At 71.2% G+C, this 19125-nt stretch carries 20 protein-coding genes; 9 read left to right on the top strand and 11 right to left on the bottom strand.

The genetic code is table 11. The features are described from left to right. Positions 1 to 20: 20 nt before the first annotated feature. From ACFSC0_RS09725 to ACFSC0_RS09715, 3 genes are all read right to left on the bottom strand, one after another. A complete protein-coding gene (locus ACFSC0_RS09725; RefSeq protein WP_377283137.1) occupies positions 21 to 1205 on the bottom strand; it encodes a phosphoserine transaminase in 1185 nt (394 codons plus the stop codon). 108 nt (positions 1206 to 1313) lie between these two features. Continuing rightward, a complete protein-coding gene (locus tag ACFSC0_RS09720; protein WP_377283138.1) occupies positions 1314 to 1643 on the bottom strand; it encodes a hypothetical protein in 330 nt (109 codons plus the stop codon). A 158-nt stretch (positions 1644 to 1801) separates the two neighbouring features. Next, complete coding sequence (locus ACFSC0_RS09715; RefSeq protein ID WP_377283139.1) at positions 1802 to 2143, bottom strand: hypothetical protein; 342 nt, start codon at positions 2141 to 2143, stop codon at positions 1802 to 1804. Between the two features lie 153 nt (positions 2144 to 2296). Between ACFSC0_RS09715 and ACFSC0_RS09710 the strand changes: the two genes are divergently transcribed. The 5 genes from ACFSC0_RS09710 to ACFSC0_RS09690 all read left to right on the top strand — a co-directional run bounded on the left by ACFSC0_RS09710 (position 2297) and on the right by ACFSC0_RS09690 (position 10115). Further along, positions 2297 to 4198 (top strand): ATP-binding protein, encoded by a 1902-nt coding sequence (locus ACFSC0_RS09710; protein ID WP_377283140.1) that lies wholly within the window; start codon positions 2297 to 2299, stop codon positions 4196 to 4198. Positions 4199 to 4328: 130 nt separating this feature from the next. Further along, positions 4329 to 4748: a hypothetical protein gene (locus ACFSC0_RS09705; RefSeq protein WP_377283141.1), complete on the top strand. Its 420-nt coding sequence runs from the start codon at positions 4329 to 4331 to the stop codon at positions 4746 to 4748. Positions 4749 to 4844: 96 nt separating this feature from the next. Next, on the top strand, positions 4845 to 5456 hold the full coding sequence (locus ACFSC0_RS09700; protein ID WP_377283142.1) for a hypothetical protein: 612 nt from the start codon (positions 4845 to 4847) through the stop codon (positions 5454 to 5456). A 329-nt stretch (positions 5457 to 5785) separates the two neighbouring features. Continuing rightward, positions 5786 to 6739 carry a LysR substrate-binding domain-containing protein gene (locus tag ACFSC0_RS09695; RefSeq protein WP_377283143.1) on the top strand — a complete coding sequence of 318 codons (954 nt, stop codon included), beginning with the start codon at positions 5786 to 5788 and terminating at the stop codon, positions 6737 to 6739. A 244-nt stretch (positions 6740 to 6983) separates the two neighbouring features. Then, entirely contained in the window at positions 6984 to 10115 is a 3132-nt protein-coding gene (locus ACFSC0_RS09690) for a TonB-dependent receptor domain-containing protein (protein WP_377283144.1), read from the top strand. A gap of 50 nt (positions 10116 to 10165) precedes the next feature. On the opposite strand, the gene ACFSC0_RS09685 is transcribed toward ACFSC0_RS09690, so the two are convergent. Continuing rightward, complete coding sequence (locus tag ACFSC0_RS09685; protein ID WP_377283145.1) at positions 10166 to 10369, bottom strand: hypothetical protein; 204 nt, start codon at positions 10367 to 10369, stop codon at positions 10166 to 10168. A gap of 218 nt (positions 10370 to 10587) precedes the next feature. Beyond that, complete coding sequence (locus ACFSC0_RS09680; protein WP_377355137.1) at positions 10588 to 11034, bottom strand: response regulator; 447 nt, start codon at positions 11032 to 11034, stop codon at positions 10588 to 10590. A 208-nt stretch (positions 11035 to 11242) separates the two neighbouring features. Between ACFSC0_RS09680 and ACFSC0_RS09675 the strand changes: the two genes are divergently transcribed. Beyond that, complete coding sequence (locus tag ACFSC0_RS09675; RefSeq protein WP_377283147.1) at positions 11243 to 11860, top strand: hypothetical protein; 618 nt, start codon at positions 11243 to 11245, stop codon at positions 11858 to 11860. A 61-nt stretch (positions 11861 to 11921) separates the two neighbouring features. Here the strand turns inward: ACFSC0_RS09675 and ACFSC0_RS09670 are convergent, their stop codons facing one another. Next, on the bottom strand, positions 11922 to 12743 hold the full coding sequence (locus ACFSC0_RS09670; RefSeq protein WP_377283148.1) for a PhzF family phenazine biosynthesis protein: 822 nt from the start codon (positions 12741 to 12743) through the stop codon (positions 11922 to 11924). A 43-nt stretch (positions 12744 to 12786) separates the two neighbouring features. On the opposite strand from ACFSC0_RS09670, the gene ACFSC0_RS09665 reads away from it, so the two are divergent. Beyond that, positions 12787 to 13242 carry a GNAT family N-acetyltransferase gene (locus tag ACFSC0_RS09665; RefSeq protein ID WP_377283149.1) on the top strand — a complete coding sequence of 152 codons (456 nt, stop codon included), beginning with the start codon at positions 12787 to 12789 and terminating at the stop codon, positions 13240 to 13242. A gap of 6 nt (positions 13243 to 13248) precedes the next feature. On the opposite strand, the gene ACFSC0_RS09660 is transcribed toward ACFSC0_RS09665, so the two are convergent. Genes ACFSC0_RS09660 through ACFSC0_RS09650 form a run of 3 tightly spaced genes read right to left on the bottom strand, consistent with a single transcriptional unit; the run spans position 13249 to position 15830 of the window. Continuing rightward, on the bottom strand, positions 13249 to 13830 hold the full coding sequence (locus tag ACFSC0_RS09660) for a nucleotidyltransferase family protein (protein WP_377283150.1): 582 nt from the start codon (positions 13828 to 13830) through the stop codon (positions 13249 to 13251). Positions 13831 to 13833: 3 nt separating this feature from the next. After that, positions 13834 to 14637, bottom strand: coding sequence for a bifunctional hydroxymethylpyrimidine kinase/phosphomethylpyrimidine kinase (thiD, locus tag ACFSC0_RS09655; protein WP_377283151.1), 804 nt, complete (start codon positions 14635 to 14637; stop codon positions 13834 to 13836). 44 nt (positions 14638 to 14681) lie between these two features. Further along, positions 14682 to 15830, bottom strand: coding sequence for a glycosyltransferase family 9 protein (locus ACFSC0_RS09650; RefSeq protein ID WP_377283152.1), 1149 nt, complete (start codon positions 15828 to 15830; stop codon positions 14682 to 14684). Between the two features lie 93 nt (positions 15831 to 15923). On the opposite strand from ACFSC0_RS09650, the gene ACFSC0_RS09645 reads away from it, so the two are divergent. Then, positions 15924 to 16226, top strand: coding sequence for an ArsR/SmtB family transcription factor (locus ACFSC0_RS09645; RefSeq protein ID WP_377283153.1), 303 nt, complete (start codon positions 15924 to 15926; stop codon positions 16224 to 16226). Beyond that, positions 16223 to 16735: an SRPBCC family protein gene (locus ACFSC0_RS09640; RefSeq protein ID WP_377283154.1), complete on the top strand. Its 513-nt coding sequence runs from the start codon at positions 16223 to 16225 to the stop codon at positions 16733 to 16735. The genes ACFSC0_RS09645 and ACFSC0_RS09640 overlap by 4 nt, the downstream gene beginning before the upstream one ends. Here ACFSC0_RS09640 and folP read toward each other — a convergent pair. Together folP and ACFSC0_RS09630 are read right to left on the bottom strand one after the other, a co-directional pair. Continuing rightward, positions 16711 to 17541 (bottom strand): dihydropteroate synthase, encoded by an 831-nt coding sequence (gene folP, locus ACFSC0_RS09635; RefSeq protein ID WP_377283155.1) that lies wholly within the window; start codon positions 17539 to 17541, stop codon positions 16711 to 16713. The two genes, ACFSC0_RS09640 and folP, sit on opposite strands and share 25 nt — an antisense overlap. Before the next feature lie 145 nt (positions 17542 to 17686). Further along, positions 17687 to 19042 carry a family 43 glycosylhydrolase gene (locus tag ACFSC0_RS09630; protein WP_377355136.1) on the bottom strand — a complete coding sequence of 452 codons (1356 nt, stop codon included), beginning with the start codon at positions 19040 to 19042 and terminating at the stop codon, positions 17687 to 17689. Between the last annotated feature and the right edge of the window lie 83 nt (positions 19043 to 19125).

The following is a 19125-nucleotide window of genomic DNA, read 5'->3' as shown; positions in this document are numbered from 1 at the left end:
GGCCTGAAGCGCGGGCGCGCTCAGGCGGCCTGAAGGTCGGCGACGGCGGTCTCGAAGGCCCAGTCGAGCCAGGGCGTCAGCGCCTCGACGTCGGAGACTTCGACGGTCGCCCCGCACCAGATGCGAAGGCCGGCCGGGGCGTCGCGGTAGCCCGCGATGTCGTAGGCCACGGCCTCCTTCTCCAGCGCGCCGGCGAGCTTCTTGATGAAGTCCTGCTGGGCGGCGTCGGAGAGGCCGGAGACGCGGGGGTCGATGATCTTCAGGCACACCGAGGTGTTGGAGATCGTCGCCGGATCCTCGGCCAGGAAGGCGGCCCAGGGGGTGCGCTGCACCCAGGCGGCCAGGGCGGCCAGGTTGGCGTCGGCCCGGCGCTTCATCTCCGGCAGGCCGCCGATCGAGGCGGCCCACTTCAGCGCATCGACCGCATCCTCCACCGCCAGCATCGACGGGGTGTTGATGGTCGAGCCCTCGAAGATCTCGGCGTTGAGCTTGCCGCCCTTGGTCATGCGGAACAGCTTCGGCAGCGGCCAGGCCGGCGCGTAGCTCTCCAGCCGGGCGACGGCGCGGGGGCCGAGGATTAGGATCCCGTGCGCGGCCTCGCCGCCGAGCGCCTTCTGCCAGGAGAAGGTGACGACATCGAGCTTGGCCCAGTCCAGGTCCTGGGCGAAGGCGGCGCTGGTGGCGTCGCAGATGACGACGCCTTCGCGGTCGGCCGAGATGAAGTCGGCGTTCGGCACGCGCACGCCCGAGGTGGTGCCATTCCAGGTGAACACCAGGTCGGCGTCGGGGCGCACCTTGGAGAGGTCGGGCAGCTGGCCGTAGGGCGCCTCCAGCACCTCGGCGGGCAGCTTCAGTTGCTTGGTGACGTCGGTGACCCAGTCCTTGCCGAAGCTTTCGAAGGCCAGCAGCTGCACGGGGCGCGGGCCCAGCATCGACCACATGGCCATCTCGACCGCGCCGGTGTCGGAGCCCGGCACGATCCCGATCAGGTAGTCGTCAGGAACCTCGAGCACCTGCCGGGTGCGGTCGATGGCTTCCTTCAGACGCGCCTTGCCGAGCTTGGACCGGTGGGACCGGCCGAGCACGGCGGCTCTGAGGTTTTCGGGGGTCCATCCGGGGCGCTTGGCGCACGGGCCGGAAGAGAATTCGGGTCGAGCCGGGCGCATGGCCGGCTTCGGCGTGGTCGTCACTGCGATGTCTCCCATCCTTGCAGATGGGCAGCGCCCCGTTGGGAGGGCGTGGCCCGGGGCGGAGAGAACCCGAATCCGCCTTAAGGGCAAGTGAATTGTTGCTGCAGGTGCGAAACCGCCGCCTCAGGCCGGGCGTGCGCGCCCAGCCGTGGACCTGCGCTTGGACCAGTAGACCTGCGTCGCGACGAGGATGCAGGCCAGCACCAGCCAGCTGATGACGTTATTGGCCAGCATATAGCCCGCGTCCATGTGGCGCGTGGCGACCATATAGTAGGCGTGAAGTGAGAACTGCGCCGCCTGGAGGATCATCGCCGCGCCGAGGAAGAGGCTGGCGTAGCGGACGGCCAGCGCGAGGAACACCACTGCAAGCCCGCAGTCGATCAACAGGAGCACGACCTGCAGCCCCGCCCACTTGGGCATGGCCGCCTGGCACACGATGTAGAGTGCAGCCACGATCGCGTTGGCCGCGCCGCAGATTTTCTCCGCAGGCCCGCCTCTCCACCACGTGAAGGCGGCCACAAGCAACGTTGCGAGCGTGAGAAGATACATAGTTTGCGCCTCTAACTCTCATTAGAGGCGCAAACCTAGTTAAAGTCTTGCAACCTTAGCCGTTAGCCGACTTCGCGAACCGCGACGGTGGGCTCCTGCTCGGCGCGAGCCTGGGTGATGGTGATCTCGCCGCCCATCTTGGTGCGGATGCCCAGGCGCAGCTTGGCCTCGTAGAGGTCCGCGTGCATCGCCACCATGGTGCTGCGGGCTTCGCCCATCGCCTTCATGGCGTCGAGAAGCTTGGTGACCGCCTCGTCGCCGACGGAGCGCGAGAAGTTCAGCTCGTTACGAGCGGCGATCATTTCGCTCATCAGTTCAGCGGCCTCCGCGAGAGCGGCGTCCAGCTTGTCTTCGGTCGCGAACAGCTTGTTGGCGACCCGCTGCGCGACAAAAACCTTATCCATAGAACAGCTCCCGTTAACCTGGCGGGAACCAAGGTAAATGAATTGTTAAGCTTAAGGAAGCATGAATCGCGCGCGTCTATCGCGAAAGTTGCGGTGTGGTTCACCAGACACAGCGACGTTTGGTTAGGAACTCTCGCGTAAGACGTATTCACCATGGGCCCCGAGACCCCCACGACCGAGACGGGCGCCGCTGAGGCCGAAGCCCAGGGGGCGACGTTCCACGCCCGGGTGGCGAGCGTGGCCCTGGTCACCACCGTCGTGGTTCTCGTGGCCGCCTGCGTCACCTTCATGCTGCAGCAGTGGGCGGTGGCGCGGGAGCAGCTGCGCCACGGCCACGAGGCCGTCGCCCAGATCACCGCCAGCGCCGCCGCGCCGGCGCTCGCCTCGGGCGATCCCGTCTGGGCCGCCGAGGCCATCGGGGGCCTGAAGCACTCCGACCAGATCCTCTCCGCCAAGCTGGTGGACGCGCGCGGGAACGCGGTGGCGACCTATGTGGGCCCGAACGCCGAGGCGGGCGCCGCCTCCGGATCGGTGGTCGCCGCGCCCGTGCTGCAGCAGGGCAAGGCCATCGGCGAGCTGTCGATGACGGTGAAGAGCCCCTCGCTCTCGGCCATGCTGCCCCAGTTCATCGCCCTGACCGCAGCGCTGTTCTTCGGCGGGCTGGGCGTGGCCCTGTTCCTCGCCCGCGGCCTCGCGAGCCGGGTGATCGCCCCGGTGATGAAGCTCTCGGACGCCATGCGCCAGGTGGCGGAGGGCGGCGCGTTCGAGCCCGTCAACCTTAAGGCCAAGGACGAACTGTTCCAGAGCCTGACCAACAGCTTTAACCATCTGCTCCACAAGCTCGACCTACGCGAGCAGGACCTGAAGCGGACGCTGGACGAGCTGGTGGTCGCCAAGGAAGCCGCCGACGCGGCCAATGTGCTCAAGAGCCACTTCCTGGCCAACATGAGCCACGAGATCCGCACCCCGCTGAACGGCGTGCTGGCCATGGCCGAGGTGATGGCCATGGACAAGCTGCCCAAGGCCCAGCGCGAGCGCCTCGACGTGATCCGCCAGTCCGGCGGCCTGCTGCTGACCGTGCTGAACGACGTGCTCGACATCTCCAAGATCGAGGCCGGCAAGCTGACGCTGATCGCCGAGGACTTCGACCTCGAGGCCGCGGTCGCCCCGCTCAGGGACACCTGCGAGCCGCTGGCGGCCAACAAGGGCCTGGCCTTCGACTTCGAGGTCGCGCCGGCCGCCCGCGGAGCCTGGCGCGCCGACGCCGACCGCCTGCGCCAGATCCTGCAGAACCTGGTCTCCAACGCGATCAAGTTCACCGCCAAGGGCCGCGTCAGCGTCCGCTTCGACGTCGATGCCGCCGGCGCGCTGGTGGTCGTCGTGGCCGACACCGGCATCGGCATCGCGGCCGACAAGCTGCCGACCCTGTTCGACAAGTTCGTTCAGGCCGACAGCTCGGCGACGCGGGAATACGGCGGCACGGGCCTGGGCCTGGCCATCTGCCGCGAGCTGACCCAGATGATGGGCGGCGCCGTCGAGGTGGAGAGCCGGCCCGGCAAGGGCTCCACCTTCACCGTCACCCTGCCGATCGCCCGCGGCGTCTCGCCGGCGGCGGAGACCGACGGGCAGCCCTGCGAGCCGCAGCCGGAGGGCGGCCTGCGGCTGCTGGCGGCCGAGGACAACCTGACCAACCAGCAGGTGCTGGCGGCGGTGATGGCCGCACTGGGCATCGAGGTGGAGATCGTCCCCGACGGCGCGGCGGCGGTCGAGGCCTGGCGCAACGGCGCCTACGACCTGATCCTGATGGACATCCAGATGCCGGTCATGGACGGCATCCAGGCGGCCAAGACGATCCGCAAGATGGAGCGCAAACAGCGCCGCCCGCGCACCCCGATCGTGGCCCTGACCGCCAATGCGCTGTCGCACCAGGTGGAGGAATACCTGGCCGCCGGCATGGACGGTCACATCTCCAAGCCGATCGAGATCGCCAAGCTCTACGACGGCATCGTCCGCGCCCTCGCGCCGACCCAGCTCGACGCCGCCGCGGCCGCCTAGGCCCCTGCGCGGCGCCACCCCGCCTAGCTGAACGTCAGACAACGGCCGCCTCAGACCGCCTTCAGGCGCGTCGGTGTCTCCTTGCGCTCATCGTCGCCCCTGTGCGGGCGAGTGTTCGAGGAGAACCGTTATGAAGAAGATGCTCCTGTCCCTGGCGGCGGTCTCGGCGCTCGCCTCCGTCGCCCTGCCGGCGGCGGCCCAGCCGTGGGACGACCGCTACGACGACCGACGCTACGACGACCGTTGGGACAACCGCTGGGACGACCGGCGCGACCGCTACGAGGATCGTTGGGACGGCGACCGGCGCTTCGACGTGACCGACCGGCTGCAGGTGCGCATCGAGCGCTCCTTCCGCAACGGCCGCATCACCCGCCAGGAGTACTACAGCCTGCGCAATCAGGTCCGTGAGGTCGAACGCCTGGAGTTCGCCTACCTGCGCGACGGCCGCCTGTCGCGCTGGGAGGCCGACGACCTGCGTCGCCGGGCCAACTACATCGAGAACCGCCTGCGCCGCGAGCGCCAGGACCGCGACTGGGGCTTCTACCGCTAACGCCGCCCCTGCAACCGATCCTCCCCGGACGGGTTAACAGCCCCCGTCCGGGGGACTTCGAAGCAGAGGGACGACCAAAGCAGAGGAGTTGAACCCATGATGAGGCTCACCACCATCACCCTCGCCGCGTCCGCCCTGGCGCTGTCGGCCGGGGCGGCCTCGGCCCAGACCTGGGTTTCCGTCAGCAACCGGCTCGAACGCCTCGACGACCGGATCGACGCCGGCGTGCGCAGCGGCGACCTGACCCGAGCCGAGGCGGCGCGCCTGCGCGCCGAGTTCGACGCCCTGGCGCGGCTGGAGATGCGCTATCGCGCCAACGGCCTGTCGGCCTGGGAGCGCACCGATCTCGACCGGCGCTACGACCGGCTGGCCGTGCGCGTGCGCTTCGAGCGCAACGACGCCCAGGACGGCTGGTTCGGCGGCCGCGGCTGGACCGACAATCGCGGCGCCTGGATCTCGATCGACCGGCGCCAGGCGCAGCTCGACCGGCGTATCGACCAGGGGCTTCGCACCGGGCAGCTGACGCCCGCCGAAGCGGCCCGGCTCCGCGCCGAGTTCCACCGGATCGCCCGGATCGAGGCCCGCTACCGGTCCGGCGGCCTGACGCTGGCCGAACGCAGCGACCTTGACCGCAGGTTCGACCGGCTGGCCGCGCAGATCCGCTGGGAGCGCCGCGACAGCCAGTACGGCTACAACCGCTACCGCTGATCGGCGGTCCCGAGGAGAGCTTGAGCGCCCCCGCCTGCCGGCGGGGGCGCTCTTGCGTCGGGCGCTCAGGAAAAGGAGGGCGCCCGGACCGGCTGGGGACAGGCCGGGCGCCGAGTCGAAAGCGTAGGGGGAAGCTTCGCTTTCGCTGAAAATGCCGAACCCTCGCCCGGCCGCGCGGTCCCGCGGAAGGCGCGAACGGCGCCCGGGATGGTGCCCGCAGAGCACCACCTGACGGTGCGAAGCTCAGCTGGGGGTTGGACAGCGCGGCCGTTCGACCCTCTAATGCGGACGGCGTTGCTGGATCGCCAGTCAAATGCGGTGTTCGTGTCATGACGCTCGAGTACCTGGACGAGATTGAAGCCCCCCGCCCGAAGCCCGCCGCCCACAAATCCACACCCCCGTTCGCCGCCCTCCGCGCCTTCGAATCCGTCGGCCGGGTCGGCGGGCTGCGCCGCGCCGCCCAGGACCTGGGACTCGATCATGCCGTCGTCAGCCGGCATGTCCGCTCGCTGGAGTCCTGGCTCGGCGTGCCGCTGATCGACCGCCTGCAGTCGGGCGGGCGGCTGACGGCGGACGGCGAGCGCTACCACCGGCGCATCTCGGCGGCCCTGGCCGAGATCGCCGCGGCGACCTCGGACATCATGCGGCCCGGCGAGCAGGGCCCGCTGAAGATCTGGTGCTCCCAGGGTTTCGCCTCCCACTGGCTCGTCCCCCGCCTGGGCCGGTTCCGGGCCGACAGCCCCGGGCTGGAGATCGAGGTCCAGCCCACCGAGGCCAAGCCCAGCTTCGCCGCCCGCGAGGCGGACGCCGACATCCGCTACCTGTGGGGCGAGGCGACGCCCGAGTCCCTGTTCGCGGGCGTGCGGTGGATCGAACTGGTGCGGCCGGAGGTGATGGCGGTGGCCAGCCCCGACCTGCTGGCCGCCTACCCGCCGGTCCGCGAGCCGGCCGACCTGTTGAACCTGCCGCTGCTGCACAAGAAGGACGACGAACAGTGGCGCGGCTGGCTCGCCGAGCAGGGGCTGACCGGCATCGGCCCGATGCCCGGCCTGCGCCTCTGGTACAACTCCATGACCGTCGAGGCCGCCAGCCGCGGCCAGGGGGTGGCCCTGGCCAACGCCTGCGTGCTGCGCGACCAGCTGAGGGACGGCCGGCTCGTGAAGGTCGAGGTGGGGCGGCCGGTGACCAGCGGCGCCTACTTCTTCACCACCCGCGCCGATCGCTGGAGCCATCCGCCCCTGGTGCGGCTGCGCCGCTGGCTGACGCAGGAGCTGGCCGAGTGAGGCCGCGGTGCGCGCCGGTCACCACCGGCGACCCAAAGGGCAACTTCCCTTTCCCCCACCCCCACGGACGATGAGCCTCGCCAGGGGACGAAAGAAGATCCCCGGCGAGGAAACGCCCGGCCGTCCAGGCCCAGCTCTAGGACCACGCGTCCGCAGGGGATGATCCCAACCGCAACCGCGTCCTGACGCCAGGGCGGGCGCGCGGCGGCCTGTCCCCTCGCGGGCGCCGAGGAGGGACAAGCAGTTGAGAACGCGCCTATTCACCGCCGCCTCGCGCGCCAGCCTCGCGCTGGCCCTCGGGCTCATCGCCCACCCGGCCCTCGCCCAGCGAGCCGACGACGCCAGCGAGGTCGAGGAAGTGGTGGTCACCGGCTCCTACATCGCCGGCACCCCGGAGGACGCCGCCGTGCCGGTGGACGTCGTCACTGCCCAGACCCTCGAGGAGCAGGGCTCGCCGACCATGGTCCAGATGGTCAAGACGATGACCGGCGTGGGCTCGGGCGTCGGCGAGAGCAACCGCTACCTGACCGGAGCCGGGACCGCCTCGGTCAATCTGCGCGGCTTCGGCGCCTCGCGCACCCTCAGCCTGTTCAACGGCCGGCGGATGGCCGACACCACCCAGGCGACCTCGACCACCGGGGTGGGCGGCGGCGCCGACCTGTCGTTCATCCCCACGGCCGCGATCGGCCGGATCGAGGTGCTGAAGGAAGGCGCGGCGGCGATCTACGGCTCGGACGCCGTCGGCGGGGTGGTGAACTTCATCACCCGCAAGGACCTCGACGGGCTCGAGATCTCGGCCCAGTACGCCTTCATCGACGGCTCGGATGGCGACTACGAGGTGAACCTCGCCTGGGGCCGCACCTTCGAACAGGGCAATGCGCTGCTGACCGCCGGCTACCGCCGGCGCAGCGTGCTGCCGACGCTGGAGCGCGACTGGGCGCTGCTGCCCTACGAGCAGGACCCGGCCGCCGGCTGGACCATCGCCACCAGCGTGCCCAACTACCTGCGCCCGAACGGGACGGCCTTTCCGGCCGGGGCCTACATCGGTCCGGACGGGGTGGCCTACAGCCTGGCCACAGCCCAGCCGATCCGGGACAACGGCTGCCGCGAGATGGGCGGGGTGCTGACGGTCTCGACGACCAACGGCGCGCCGGTGACGACGCCGACGCCGACCTCGGCCTGCCGCTTCCAGTTCACGCCCTGGAACGACCTGGTCAACGACGAGTACCACTACCAGCTCTACGGCGAGGTGAACTTCGACTTCAGCGAGAACCTGGCCTTCCACGGCGAGGCCATGTGGGCCCTGCACGAGGTGCCCCGTCAGCGGATCAGCCCGTCGAACGCGACCACCAACTTCCCGACCGCCGCCAGCCTCGGCGGCACGTCCGGGTCGACGGCGACGCCGTCGTTCAACTTCCAGACCTTCTTCTTCGTGCCGGCCGCCAACCCGGGCTACCAGGCGACCTTCGACTGGGTGGCCAACCCGGCGCAGGGGTGCATGGCGCCGCTGACCCGGGCCCAGTGCGCGGCGGCCCTGTCCGTCCCGGGGATGTCGATCCCGCAGGCCAGCTGGCGGCCGATCTCCTTCTCGGGCGATCCCAACACCCCGGACGGCGGCGGCCACCAGTCGGTGGAGGCGGACGCCTGGCGCGTCTCCGGCGGCTTCAGCGGGACGATCTTCGGCTCGATCGGCTTCGACACGGCCCTGACCTACATGGAGACCCAGAGCCGGACGTCGACGCCCGACATCCTGACCAACCGGCTGCAGAACGCGCTGAACGGCTTCGCCAGCCGCAAGGGCGATCCCAACCAGTGCGAGCTTTCCGAACGCACCCCGGCCAACGCCGGCAACGCGGCGGCCGGCTGCTACTGGTTCAACCCCTTCGCCAACGCCCAGACGATCAAGCTGCAGGGCGGGGCGGCGACCCCCTACACCAACCCGGCCGTCGCGAACGATCCGGCGGTGCTGCGGTGGCTGTACGAATCGCCGCTGAGCACGCTCACCAACCGCATCATGGTGGCCGACGCGGTGTTCACGGGCGAGCTGCCGATCACCCTGCCGGGCGGGACGGTCGCCTACGCGGTCGGCGGCCAATGGCGCAAGCGGACCTTCATCGGCGACTACAGCGAGCTGAACAACGCCGAGATCACGCCCTGCGTCGATTCCATCGACGACGGCACGCCGGCCTGCGTGGTGCCCACCGGGCCGCTGAACTTCAACGCGCCCAACGTGAACTACGACGACACCGACGACGTCTGGGCGATCTTCGCCGAGACGCGCGTGCCGGTGATGGAGAACCTGGAGTTCACCCTGGCCGTCCGCCACGAGGACCACGGCGACATCGGCACCACAACCAACCCGAAGATCGCCGCGCGCTGGGCGCCGCTGGACTGGCTGACCTTCCGCGGATCGGCCAGCACCACCTTCCGGGCGCCCTCCCCGCTGGTGACCACGCCGCGCGAGCAGAAGGGGGTGGCCAATCTCGGCGGCACCTACCGGGCGGTGATCACCGCCAACAATCCCGACCTGCAGCCGGAGACGGCGACCACCTACAACGTCGGCTTCGTGGTCGAGCTGGGCGGCTTCACCGGCTCGCTGGACTACTACAAGTTCGACTTCGAGGACGAGCTGACGGTCGAGACCGCGGCCCAGATCTTCAACCAGGCCAACCTGCTGGCCGCCAGCCCGGCCGCCTGCAACGATCCGGCCCTGGCGCCCCTGAAGGCCCGCTTCGTCTACTCCGGCGGCGGCGGGACCACCGGCTGCGACGTCGGCACGATCATCACCACCCTGGTCAACGTCGTGAACGGGCCGGACACCACCACCAGCGGGCTCGACGCCCGGGCCCAGTACGACTGGGACGAGGTCAACCTGTTCGGCTGGGGCGAGGGCCTGACCGCGGCCGTGGGCCTGGAGGCCACCTACCTGTTCGAGTTCAAGCGCGGCGACTTCAGCCTGCTGGGCGCGGAGGACATCGTCTTCCAGGCCGCGGTGGACCGGGCCGGCCGGCACGACCTGCTCTCCACCTTCATCTCCTATCCGAAGCTTCGGGGGACGGCCTTCGCCAGCCTGTCAGGCGAGGCCTGGAGCCTGCGCTGGCAGATCCTCTACCACGAGGGCACCCGCCCGCTGCCCGGCACCACGAGCACCGTCTACATCAACGGCTTCCCGGTGACGGTCGGCAAGAGCGAGGACTTCTGGCAGCACGACGTGGTGCTGCGGTACGAACTGCCCTGGGACACGGTGGCGACGTTCGCGGTCCAGAACGTCTTCGACCGCGACCCGCCGTTCAAGCACAGTCAGTTCAACTACGACTACACCTCGGCCAGCCCCCTGGGCCGGGTGTTCGAGATCGGTCTGAAGAAGCGGTTCTGAGGTCCACGGCCGGGCCGCGGCGGACGATCGCCGCGGCCCGCGCCGGATCGTCAGGAGGCGCTCAGCACCTGTTCGCCCGCGCCCGCCTGGCGGCGCAGGCGGCGGCTGACCACCACCGGGGCGCGGACCGCCCGCGGCGCGTCGGCCGTCGGCACCCGCCATTGCCACTCGAAGGGGGCGAGCCAGATCCAGCCGCCATCGGACAGGCGGCGGGGAAGCAGCGCGTAGCTTCTGATCCAGGGCTGTTCGCTCATGGGAAATCTTGGACTTTCGTCTCTCGTGTTCGGATTCTTGCGGGCCCCTGCCCGTGAGACGAATGTTAAGCGAGTCGGAGGTTCCCCAGTAAAACCGGGGCCGTAACATTCCTGTGCGCAGACCCGTCGGGCGCCCAGACTGGGCGTCGGACGGCCGATCGCAGGGGAAATCGCGGGCAGCGGGCGCGCCGCCGCGACAGCACGCCGCGGCGCGGGGCTCAGCCGGCCCGTAGGTCCAGGGCGCCCCAGCCGGAAGCGGGGACGGCCGAGCTGCGGCGCGGCGCCGTGGCCAGCCGCCGGACCGTCTCGACCAGCGAGGCGACGGGCACCGGCTTGGGCAGGAAGTCGTCGAATCCGAGCCGCAGGTAGTCGCCCCGGCGGTAGCTGTAGACATCCGCGGTGACGGCGATCGCGGGCGCCTCGCAGCTGGGGAAGCTGGAGGTGCGCAGCAGCCGCATCAGCTCCAGCCCGGTCATCCCCGGCATGTGCAGGTCGACCAGCAGCAGGTCGAAGGCGCGGACCTCCAGCAGCGCCATCGCCTCGGCGCCGCCGGCCGCCGTCGTCACCCGCGCGCCGAAGACTTCGAAGATCTGCTCGAACACGCGCAGGTTCGACGGCTCGTCGTCGACGGCCAGAACGCTGAGGTTCAGATCCTTCAAACTCAAGGCTTTGGACAAGACGGCAGGCCCTCGCGCAAGCGCCCAGTCTGGGCGCAGGATGCGCAACACCGTCCGAACAAGGAGGGTTAACGCGGCGCAGCCGCGCCTCGCGCCGCCCGCCCGGCCGCGTCGCAACCCGTTGGCCCGTCATTTGTTTAGCCGCCGTCCGGGGGACTTCGATGCAGAGGGTGACCGAAGCGGAGGAGTTGAACCGATGAAGAAGCTGACCCTGCTGAGTGCGGTCGCAGGCTCGGCCCTGGCCCTTTCGGCCGGCGCCGCCGCCGCCCAGACCTGGGGCGACCGCCACGAGGAGCTGATGGAGATGATCGACGAGGGCGTCCGTGAGGGCGACCTCGGCCCCGCGGAAGCCGAACGGCTCCGCGAGGAGCTGCACGACATCGCAAGCCTGGAGGCCCGCTACAGCGTTGGCGGCTTCTCCAGCTTCGAGGCGCGTGAGCTCGACCGCCTGTACGACGGCCTGACGGCCGAGGTCCATGCCGAGATCGACATGGCCCCGGCGCGCTACGGCTGGTTCGGCGGCCCCGGCTGGACCGACAGCCGCGGGACCTGGATCTCCATCGACCGCCGTCGCGATCAGCTGGAACGGCGCATCGACCGCGCCATCGACCGCGGCCGCCTGACCCCGGCCGAAGCCGTCCGGCTTCGCGCCGAGTTCAACCGGATCGCCTCGCTCGAGGCGAGGTACCGGCTGGGCGGCCTGTCCGGTTGGGAACGCGCCGACCTCGACCGCAGGTTCGACCGACTGGCCGACCTGATCCGGCTCGAGGCGCGTGACGGTCAGCGCCTGTACGGCTTCGGATACGGCGACTAGCCGGACCGTCCGCGACCGCGCGGCGGAAGGGGCGGCCCGCAAGGGTCGCCCCTTCTAGGTCCTAGGGAGCCACGCGCAGCTCGCCGGCGAGCACGGTCTGGGCCTGGCCGCGCAGCAGCACCCGCTCGCCCTTCAGCTCGCACTCCAGGTCGCCGCCCCGGCCGGGGTAGGCCTGGTGGAACTTCAGGACCGACGATCCGAGCTTGGCCGCGTAGATCGGCGAGAGCATGCAGTGCAGCGAGCCGGTGGCCGGATCCTCCGGGATGCCCGAGCCCGGCGCGAAGAAGCGGCTGACGACCTGGTAAGGCCTGCCGGCGTCGGCCAGCGCAGCGACGGCCACGTTGCCCCGGCCCATGGTCGCTTCGATGGAGATAGCGTTGAGCGCGGCGAGGTCCGGCCGGGCGGCGCGCACCGCGGCCTCGTCCCGCACCACCGCCACCAGCATCTGCGCGGCCCAGGCCTCGAGCACCTCGAGCCCGCCCAGGGCCTCGGAAAGTCCGGTCGGGACCTCGACCTGGCGCACCTGCGCGGCCGGGAAGTCCATCTCGTAGAGGCCGCCGGCCCGGCGCACGGTCAGCGGGCCCGATTGGGTGTCGAAGGTGACCAGCGGAGCGCCGAGGCCGAGCTCGGCGAGCAGCACATGGGCCGAGGCCAGGGTCGCGTGGCCGCAGAGCGGCACCTCGGTGGTCGGCGTGAACCAGCGCAGGCCGAAGCGCGCGGGATCGTCCCCGGCCAGCAGGTAGGCGGTCTCGGCCTGGTTGTTCTCCGCCGCCAGCTTCTGCATCCAGGCGTCGGCCGGCCAGGCGCGCACCGGCTCGACCACGCAGGCCGGATTGCCGCGGAAGGGTTCGGAGGCGAAGGCGTCGACGGTCCACTGGCGCATGGCGGGGATTTCTCCTACAGCCCAGCTCCGAGGGAGCAAGATCATGCCCCAGGGAGCCGAGGGACCGGACAGCTACACCATCAGCGACGATCCGGCGAGTTTCGACCTCGCCAAGGCGCACGGCTGGATCTCGCGGGAGAGCTACTGGGGCCGGGGCATTCCCCTCGCGACGTTCGAGAAGGCGGTGCGGAACAGCCTGGTGTTCGGCGCCTACGCCGCCGACGGGAGCATGGCAGCCATGGCCCGGGTGGTCACCGACCGGGCGACCTTCGGCTGGATCTGCGACGTGTTCGTGGATGCGGCGCACCGCGGCGCCGGGCTCGGCAAGCAGCTGATGGCGGCGATCCAGAGGCACCCGGACCTGCAGGGCTTTCGCCGGATGCACCTGGCCACCCGCGACGCCCATGGCCTCTACGCCCAGTTCGGCTTCGTCCCGCTCACCAAGGTCGAGAACTGGATGGAGATCCGCAATCCGGACCCGTACGGCGCGGGCGGCTGACGCCGCTCAGCCCTCGATGATCTGCAGCTCTGGCCAGCGCTGCTTGGCGGCGGCGGCGGTGCGGGCGAAGCCGCCGGTCTTGTGGAGGGGATTGGGACGAAGGCGCAGGGCGAAGATGTCCTCCAGGCCGAAGGGGGCGACGATGGTCATCTCCCCGTCCGGCTCGAGCCGCGCCCCGACCGCGAAGGTCGCCGAGGTGAAGCGCTCCAGCGCCTCGGCGCTGCGCGACAGCGGCGCGTAGGGCTCGCCGAACTTGCCCTCGAACCAGAGGTGCACCCGGGCCTGGTTGCGCACCTCCACCAGGTCGCGCAGGGGCGGCTCGAAGGCGGCGGCGACCTTTCGGATCACCACGTCCTCGGCCTCGTAGGAGGTGTCGGACGGATCGAAGTAGCCGAGATCGTAGTCCTTCAGTCCGTAGTCGAGCGGCCGGCCGGTCAGGTGGTTGATCACCGGCTGGTAGACGGCGCCGGAGAAGATCAGCCAGTCCGGCAGGGCCAGCTGCTGGGCCGTCTCCATCACCTTCATCAGCCCTTCGGTCCGCCGCAGGATGGCCTCCAGGCGGGCGGTCAGGTCGTCGTGCGAATCCATCCGCTAGTGTCGCCGCAGGGCCCAGCCGTGGTCCAGGGGCCCGTGGCCGGCGCCGAGGCCCGGCGCGTGCAGCATCGCCTGATGGACGTAGTCCCAGGCCCGCGCCACCGCCTCCACCAGGCTCAGCCCCTGGGCCAGGCCCGCCGCACAGGCCGAGGCCAGGGTGCAGCCGGTGCCGTGGGTGTGGCGGGTGTCGATGCGCTCGCCCTCGAAGGCGGTCTCGCCGGCCGGGGTGATCAGCAGGTCGACCACCCGCTCGCCGGGAATGTGTCCGCCCTTCATGAGCACCGCCTGCGCGCCGAGCGCCAGCAGCGCCTCGCCGGCCCGGCGGGCCTCCTCCGCGCTGGTCACCGGAAGGCCGGTCAGCGCCTCGGCCTCCGGCGCGTTCGGGGTCAGCAGGGCGGCCCTCGGGATCAACCGCCGCCGCACGGCCTCCACGGCCGCCTCGGCCAGCAGCGGCGCGCCGCCCTTGGCGATCATCACCGGATCGATCACCGCCGGGACGCCCCCGGCCCCGTCGAGGAGCTGCGCGACGAGCTCCACGATCTCCACCGAGGCCAGCATGCCGGTCTTGATGGCGTCGGCGCCGATGTCGTCGAGCACGGCGCGCGCCTGGGCCTCCACCACCTCCAGCGGGATGGGATGCACGCCGCTGACGCCCAGGGTGTTCTGCACCGTCACCGCGGTGATGGCCGTGGCCGCATAGCCGCCGAGCGCGGTCACCGTCTTGATGTCGGCCTGGATCCCCGCCCCGCCGCCGGAGTCGGAGCCGGCGATGATCAGGACTCGGCCGAGGGGCTGGGACATGGGCCCCTTCTGGCATGCGGGCCCGGCCGGCCACAATGGGGCGGCTAACCGTCGGCCGCCGCCCCCTCGAGCTCGGCTGCGGCCCTCGCGATCATCTCTTCCCAGCCGCCCCGGAACAGCCGCAGGGTCGGGTACCAGGGCGTCGTCTCTCCCTCCCCCCAGCGCCAGTCGGAGACTGGCGCCAGAAGCACCCAAGCCGGCAGCCCGAGCGCGCCCGCCAGATGGGCCGGAGCCGTGTCGACGCTGATCAGCAGGTCCAGCTGTTCGAGGATGGCGGCCAGGTCCGCGAAGTCGCCGCGCGGCGCCTGCAGGTCCACCACCGTCGTCGCCCGGCGGATGGGATCGAGCAGGTCCGGCGAGGGCAGCGAGCGCAGCGCCCCGTCGGGGTTGTTCCGGTTCGCCTGCCAGACGACGCCCACCCGCTCCGGGACCTTGCCGCGCCACTTCTCGCGGTAGGCGTCCGGCGTCGCCAGGTAGGGCGTGGGCGGGAGGGTGTCGATGGCCGTGCCGAGGCGGTGCGGCAGCGACATGGACAGGACCCAGTGGTGATAGCCCTTGGCGGTGAACGGGCGGTCCCGGGCGAAGACCTCGTCCGCCAGCGGTGAGAACAGCGGGACGAGCGCGCTGTGGCAGGCGACGCCGATCCGGGCGGCCTGCCTCAGCCTGGGCAGGTAGCGGGCGAACTGGATCTGGTCGCCCAGCCCCTGCTCCATCCAGACCAGGATGGAGCGGCCTTCGAGGCTCTCGCCGCGCCACTCGGCGATGCCAGGCGCCTGCAGCCGGCGGGTCGGGAAGTCGGCGACGTCGACGCGGCTCTCGAAGAGCCGGAAGCCCTCCTCGTACTGGCCGAGGGCCAGGAGGGCGCGGGCGAGGCTGAGCTCCAGGTCCGGCGTCGACTGGAACGTGCGGGCCTCCCGGTAGGCCGCGACCGCCTCGTCCCAGCGGCGCAGACCCGAGTAGAGCTGGCCCAGGGTGTAGGGCACGGCCGCCAGCGCCGCCCCGCGGTAGGGCTCCAGGACCCGCAGACCCTCCTCGAACCGGCGCAGGCGGCGCAGGGCGATGGCGCAGTTCACCGCGGCCGCCAGGTCCCGCCGGCCGTCCGCCATGTGCTGCAGGTAGAGCGCGGCCGCTTCCGCGTTGCGCCCCTCGCGCAGGGCCTGGAGCGCGTGCTCCGAGAGCGACTGTGCAGCCATGGCGCCTGCCTATCAGCAATCGTCGGCGGCTCGCCAGCGCCCGGCGCCCATATTTTGCTTGTTAGTTATATAGCTGTATGGCAATGTACGGTCATGGACGTCTTCGAAGCCATCGCAGAGCCGAACCGGCGGCAGATCCTCGACCTGCTGAGGGCCGGCGAGCGGCCGGCGGGCGAGCTGGTGGAGGCCCTCGGCCTCAGCCAGCCGGGCGTGTCCAAGCACCTGAAGGTGCTGCGCGACGCCGGCCTCGTCACCGTGCGGGCCGAGGCCCAGCGCCGGCTCTACCGCCTGCACAGCGACCGGCTCGCCGAGCTCGACGCCTGGCTGGCGCCCTACCGGCGCTTCTGGGCCGACCGGCTGGCCGCCCTGGACGATCACCTGGAGCGAGAACAATGACCCTCATCCATCCCGAACCCGGCGAGGTCCGCCGCGAAGGCGAGACCGTCACCATCGTCTTCCGCCGCCGCTACCGGAAGCCCGTCGAAAAGGTCTGGGCGGCGCTGACGGTGCCCGAGCGCCTGACCGACTGGTTCGCCGAGACCCGGCTCGACCGGCTGGAGGTCGGCGGGACCATGCAGCTCTACTTCACCGGCGCCGACTATCGCAGCATCGCCAAGATCGTGGCCTTCGATCCGCCGCGCACCTTCGCCTGGGTCTGGTCCGAGGTGGACGGCTCCAAGCCCTCCCACGTCCGGTTCGACCTCGAGCCCGACGGCGAGGGGACCCTGCTCACCCTCACCCATTCCGGCCTGCCGCCCGAGGAGGCCAAGGGGGTGGATTCCGGCTGGCATGCGCACCTGGAGGCGATCGAGGACGCCGCCGACGGCGTCTTCACCCCCTGGTCGAAGCTGCTGGAACGCGAGGCCGAGGCCAAGCCGCTCTACGAGGCGCGCACGCCGGCCTGAGCGATGGCGGTCCAGACCTTCAGGGCCTGGGCCGTCTCCCGCACGTCGTGCACCCGCACGGCCGCCACGCCCGCCGCCGCGCCCGCCAGCGCCGCGGCGATCGAGCCGCCCAGACGCTGGTCGGCGGCCTTCGCGGCCGGATCGAGGGCGGAGATGAAGCTCTTGCGGCTGGCCCCCAGCAGCACCGGGAATCCCAGCTTCACGACCTCGCCGAGCCCCGCCATCAGCGGCAGGTTGTGGCGGACCATGTGCTTGCCGAAGCCGACCCCCGGATCGAGCCAGATCTTCTCCCGGGCCACCCCGGCGGTCATCGCCGCCTCGGCCCGCGCGGCGAGGTAGGCGGCGACCTCGGCCACGACGTCGTCGTAGTGCGGCTCGCGCTGCATGGTGCGGGGCTCGCCCTTCATGTGCATCAGCACGATCTCGCAGCCGAGCCCGGCGGCCGTCTCGAGGCTGTCGGGCGCTCCGGTGAGCGCCGTGACGTCGTTCCAGATCCGCGCGCCCGCGGCGACGGCGGCCCGGGCCACGGCCGGCTTGGCCGTGTCGATGGAGATCGGCCGGTCGGTCTCGGCGGCCAGCGCCGCGATCACCGGCACCACCCGCGCCAGCTCCTCGGCCTCGCTCACCGGCTCCGAGCCCGGGCGGGTGGACTCCCCGCCGACGTCGAGGATGTCGGCCCCGTCGGCGATCAGCCGCCGCGCATGGGCCAGCGCCGCCTCGAGGTCCAGGTACCGGCCGCCGTCCGAGAAGCTGTCCGGCGTGACGTTGACGATGCCCATGACGAGCGGCGGGATGGGCGGCTGCATGGGCGCGGACCATAGTGGGACCAGCAACCTTCGTCATGGCCGGCTTCATGCCGGCCGCCCATCCCGATGAGGCGAGCCATCCGGAACGGGTTGGACAAGCCCGGCGATGACGTGTGGAAGGGGACAACCGGGCGCGATCGTCGCCTCAGCCAAGCCTTACGGCATCCCCCTCGAACGTCAGGTCAGCCGACAGCACCGCCCGGAACGCCTTGTAGCCGAGCCGGCCCGGGAAGAAGGCGTGCAGGAAGAGCCGAGGCCGGCCGTCCGGACCGGGCGCCACCGACGGGTGCCCCGGTCCGACCCACTCGGTCGAGGAGCCCAGCAGCGGCGCGGCCAGCTTGCGGTAGGGGCCGAGCGGACCGTCGGCCACCGCCGCCCCGATCCCGTACTGCGGCGTCGAGAAGTCGTTGCCGGCGTAGAACAGGAACCAGCGGCCCTGCGCCTCGCTGACCCAGACGCCCTCGATCAGGTGGGCCTCCCAGGGCTGGTCGTTCTGCAGCACCAGATGGCGCGCCCCGACCAGGGCCGCACCGTCAGGCGACAAGGCCTGAGCGTAGACGCGGGTGCGCAGGGTCTCGGCGATCTCCAGCCCCGCCTCTCCGGAAAGCCTGGCCTCGAACCCGGCCAGGTCCTCCGCCGCCGCCTCGATCAGCGGCTGCAGGGCGAAGAACTGCTCCATCGGCGGCGCGTTCGCCTCCAGCCATGGCCAGAGCGCCGCCGCCAGGGCCGCCGTCCGCCGGTCCTCCGGATTGTCGAACAGCTCGCCCGCGAGCTCCGGCCGCTCGCCGAGCAGGGCCGCCAGCCGCCGCGGCCAGACGCCGTTGTCGTCCACCTTCCAGAACAGCAGCGGCGTCCCGTCGGGCGCGACGTGCAGGTGCGGGTCGATCACCCCGCCGGTGAGCAGCGGCGCGGCTTGCGCGCGGTAGGGTCCCTCGGGCCGCGCCGAGGTCGCCAGGCCGATGGCCAGTTCGCCGTCGGCCTGCCGGGCGCTGAACACCAGCCAGTATCCGCCCCCGACCCGGTGGATCTCCGGAGCCCAGAAATCGGCGCGCCCCAGCCCCTCCAGGCACCAGCCGGGCTTGCCGCCCTGCGGGAAGGCGAAGCTCGCCAGCTCCCACCGCTTCAGGTCGGAAGACTTCAGAATCGGAAAGGACTGCGGCGCATCGTTCGAGGTCGCCACCAGATACCAGGCGCCTTCCTCAGGGACGTGCAGGACGCAGGGATCGCCGAACCCGTAGAGGATGTCCGGGCTCACCGCCTCGGTCAGCACCGGCTCCAGCCGGGCGGCGGGCGGCGGGAGCGCGGCCGGGCGGCGGTTCAGGGGCGCGCGCGCGCCGAAGTCCGCCGCGATCGCCGCGTGCAGGTCGAGCCAGGCGTCGTGGTCGCGGCGCGGGAGTCGGTAGCGTTTCGGCGGCGAGCCCGGCCGCGCCACGTCCAGCGCCAGCGCAACGCCCTCGGCATGGACCATGACCGATATCCGGTCCGTAGGTTCGCGCGTCATGGGTTCGGGAGCCCCCCGGAGTCCGTCCTTCCCTATCAACGGACGAGGCAAGAAAAGGGGCGGCCGCATCGCTGCAGCCGCCC

The sequence above is a fragment of the Phenylobacterium terrae genome (assembly GCF_042681205.1).
In the GTDB taxonomy this organism is placed as follows: domain Bacteria; phylum Pseudomonadota; class Alphaproteobacteria; order Caulobacterales; family Caulobacteraceae; genus Phenylobacterium; species Phenylobacterium terrae.
This window is presented reverse-complemented; position numbering and strand designations above follow the sequence as displayed.

Coding starts and splice junctions, on each gene's coding strand:
- ACFSC0_RS09630 (WP_377355136.1), bottom strand. CDS start 19,042: ATGACGCGCGAACCTACGGACCGGATATCGGTCATGGTCCATGCCGAG.
- ACFSC0_RS09725 (WP_377283137.1), bottom strand. CDS start 1,205: ATGGGAGACATCGCAGTGACGACCACGCCGAAGCCGGCCATGCGCCCG.
- ACFSC0_RS09640 (WP_377283154.1), top strand. CDS start 16,223: ATGACCCTCATCCATCCCGAACCCGGCGAGGTCCGCCGCGAAGGCGAG.
- ACFSC0_RS09695 (WP_377283143.1), top strand. CDS start 5,786: ATGACGCTCGAGTACCTGGACGAGATTGAAGCCCCCCGCCCGAAGCCC.
- ACFSC0_RS09670 (WP_377283148.1), bottom strand. CDS start 12,743: ATGCGCCAGTGGACCGTCGACGCCTTCGCCTCCGAACCCTTCCGCGGC.
- folP (WP_377283155.1), bottom strand. CDS start 17,541: ATGCAGCCGCCCATCCCGCCGCTCGTCATGGGCATCGTCAACGTCACG.
- ACFSC0_RS09645 (WP_377283153.1), top strand. CDS start 15,924: ATGGACGTCTTCGAAGCCATCGCAGAGCCGAACCGGCGGCAGATCCTC.
- ACFSC0_RS09665 (WP_377283149.1), top strand. CDS start 12,787: ATGCCCCAGGGAGCCGAGGGACCGGACAGCTACACCATCAGCGACGAT.
- ACFSC0_RS09710 (WP_377283140.1), top strand. CDS start 2,297: ATGGGCCCCGAGACCCCCACGACCGAGACGGGCGCCGCTGAGGCCGAA.
- ACFSC0_RS09685 (WP_377283145.1), bottom strand. CDS start 10,369: ATGAGCGAACAGCCCTGGATCAGAAGCTACGCGCTGCTTCCCCGCCGC.
- ACFSC0_RS09650 (WP_377283152.1), bottom strand. CDS start 15,830: ATGGCTGCACAGTCGCTCTCGGAGCACGCGCTCCAGGCCCTGCGCGAG.
- ACFSC0_RS09705 (WP_377283141.1), top strand. CDS start 4,329: ATGAAGAAGATGCTCCTGTCCCTGGCGGCGGTCTCGGCGCTCGCCTCC.
- ACFSC0_RS09715 (WP_377283139.1), bottom strand. CDS start 2,143: ATGGATAAGGTTTTTGTCGCGCAGCGGGTCGCCAACAAGCTGTTCGCG.
- ACFSC0_RS09675 (WP_377283147.1), top strand. CDS start 11,243: ATGAAGAAGCTGACCCTGCTGAGTGCGGTCGCAGGCTCGGCCCTGGCC.
- ACFSC0_RS09700 (WP_377283142.1), top strand. CDS start 4,845: ATGATGAGGCTCACCACCATCACCCTCGCCGCGTCCGCCCTGGCGCTG.
- ACFSC0_RS09660 (WP_377283150.1), bottom strand. CDS start 13,830: ATGGATTCGCACGACGACCTGACCGCCCGCCTGGAGGCCATCCTGCGG.
- thiD (WP_377283151.1), bottom strand. CDS start 14,637: ATGTCCCAGCCCCTCGGCCGAGTCCTGATCATCGCCGGCTCCGACTCC.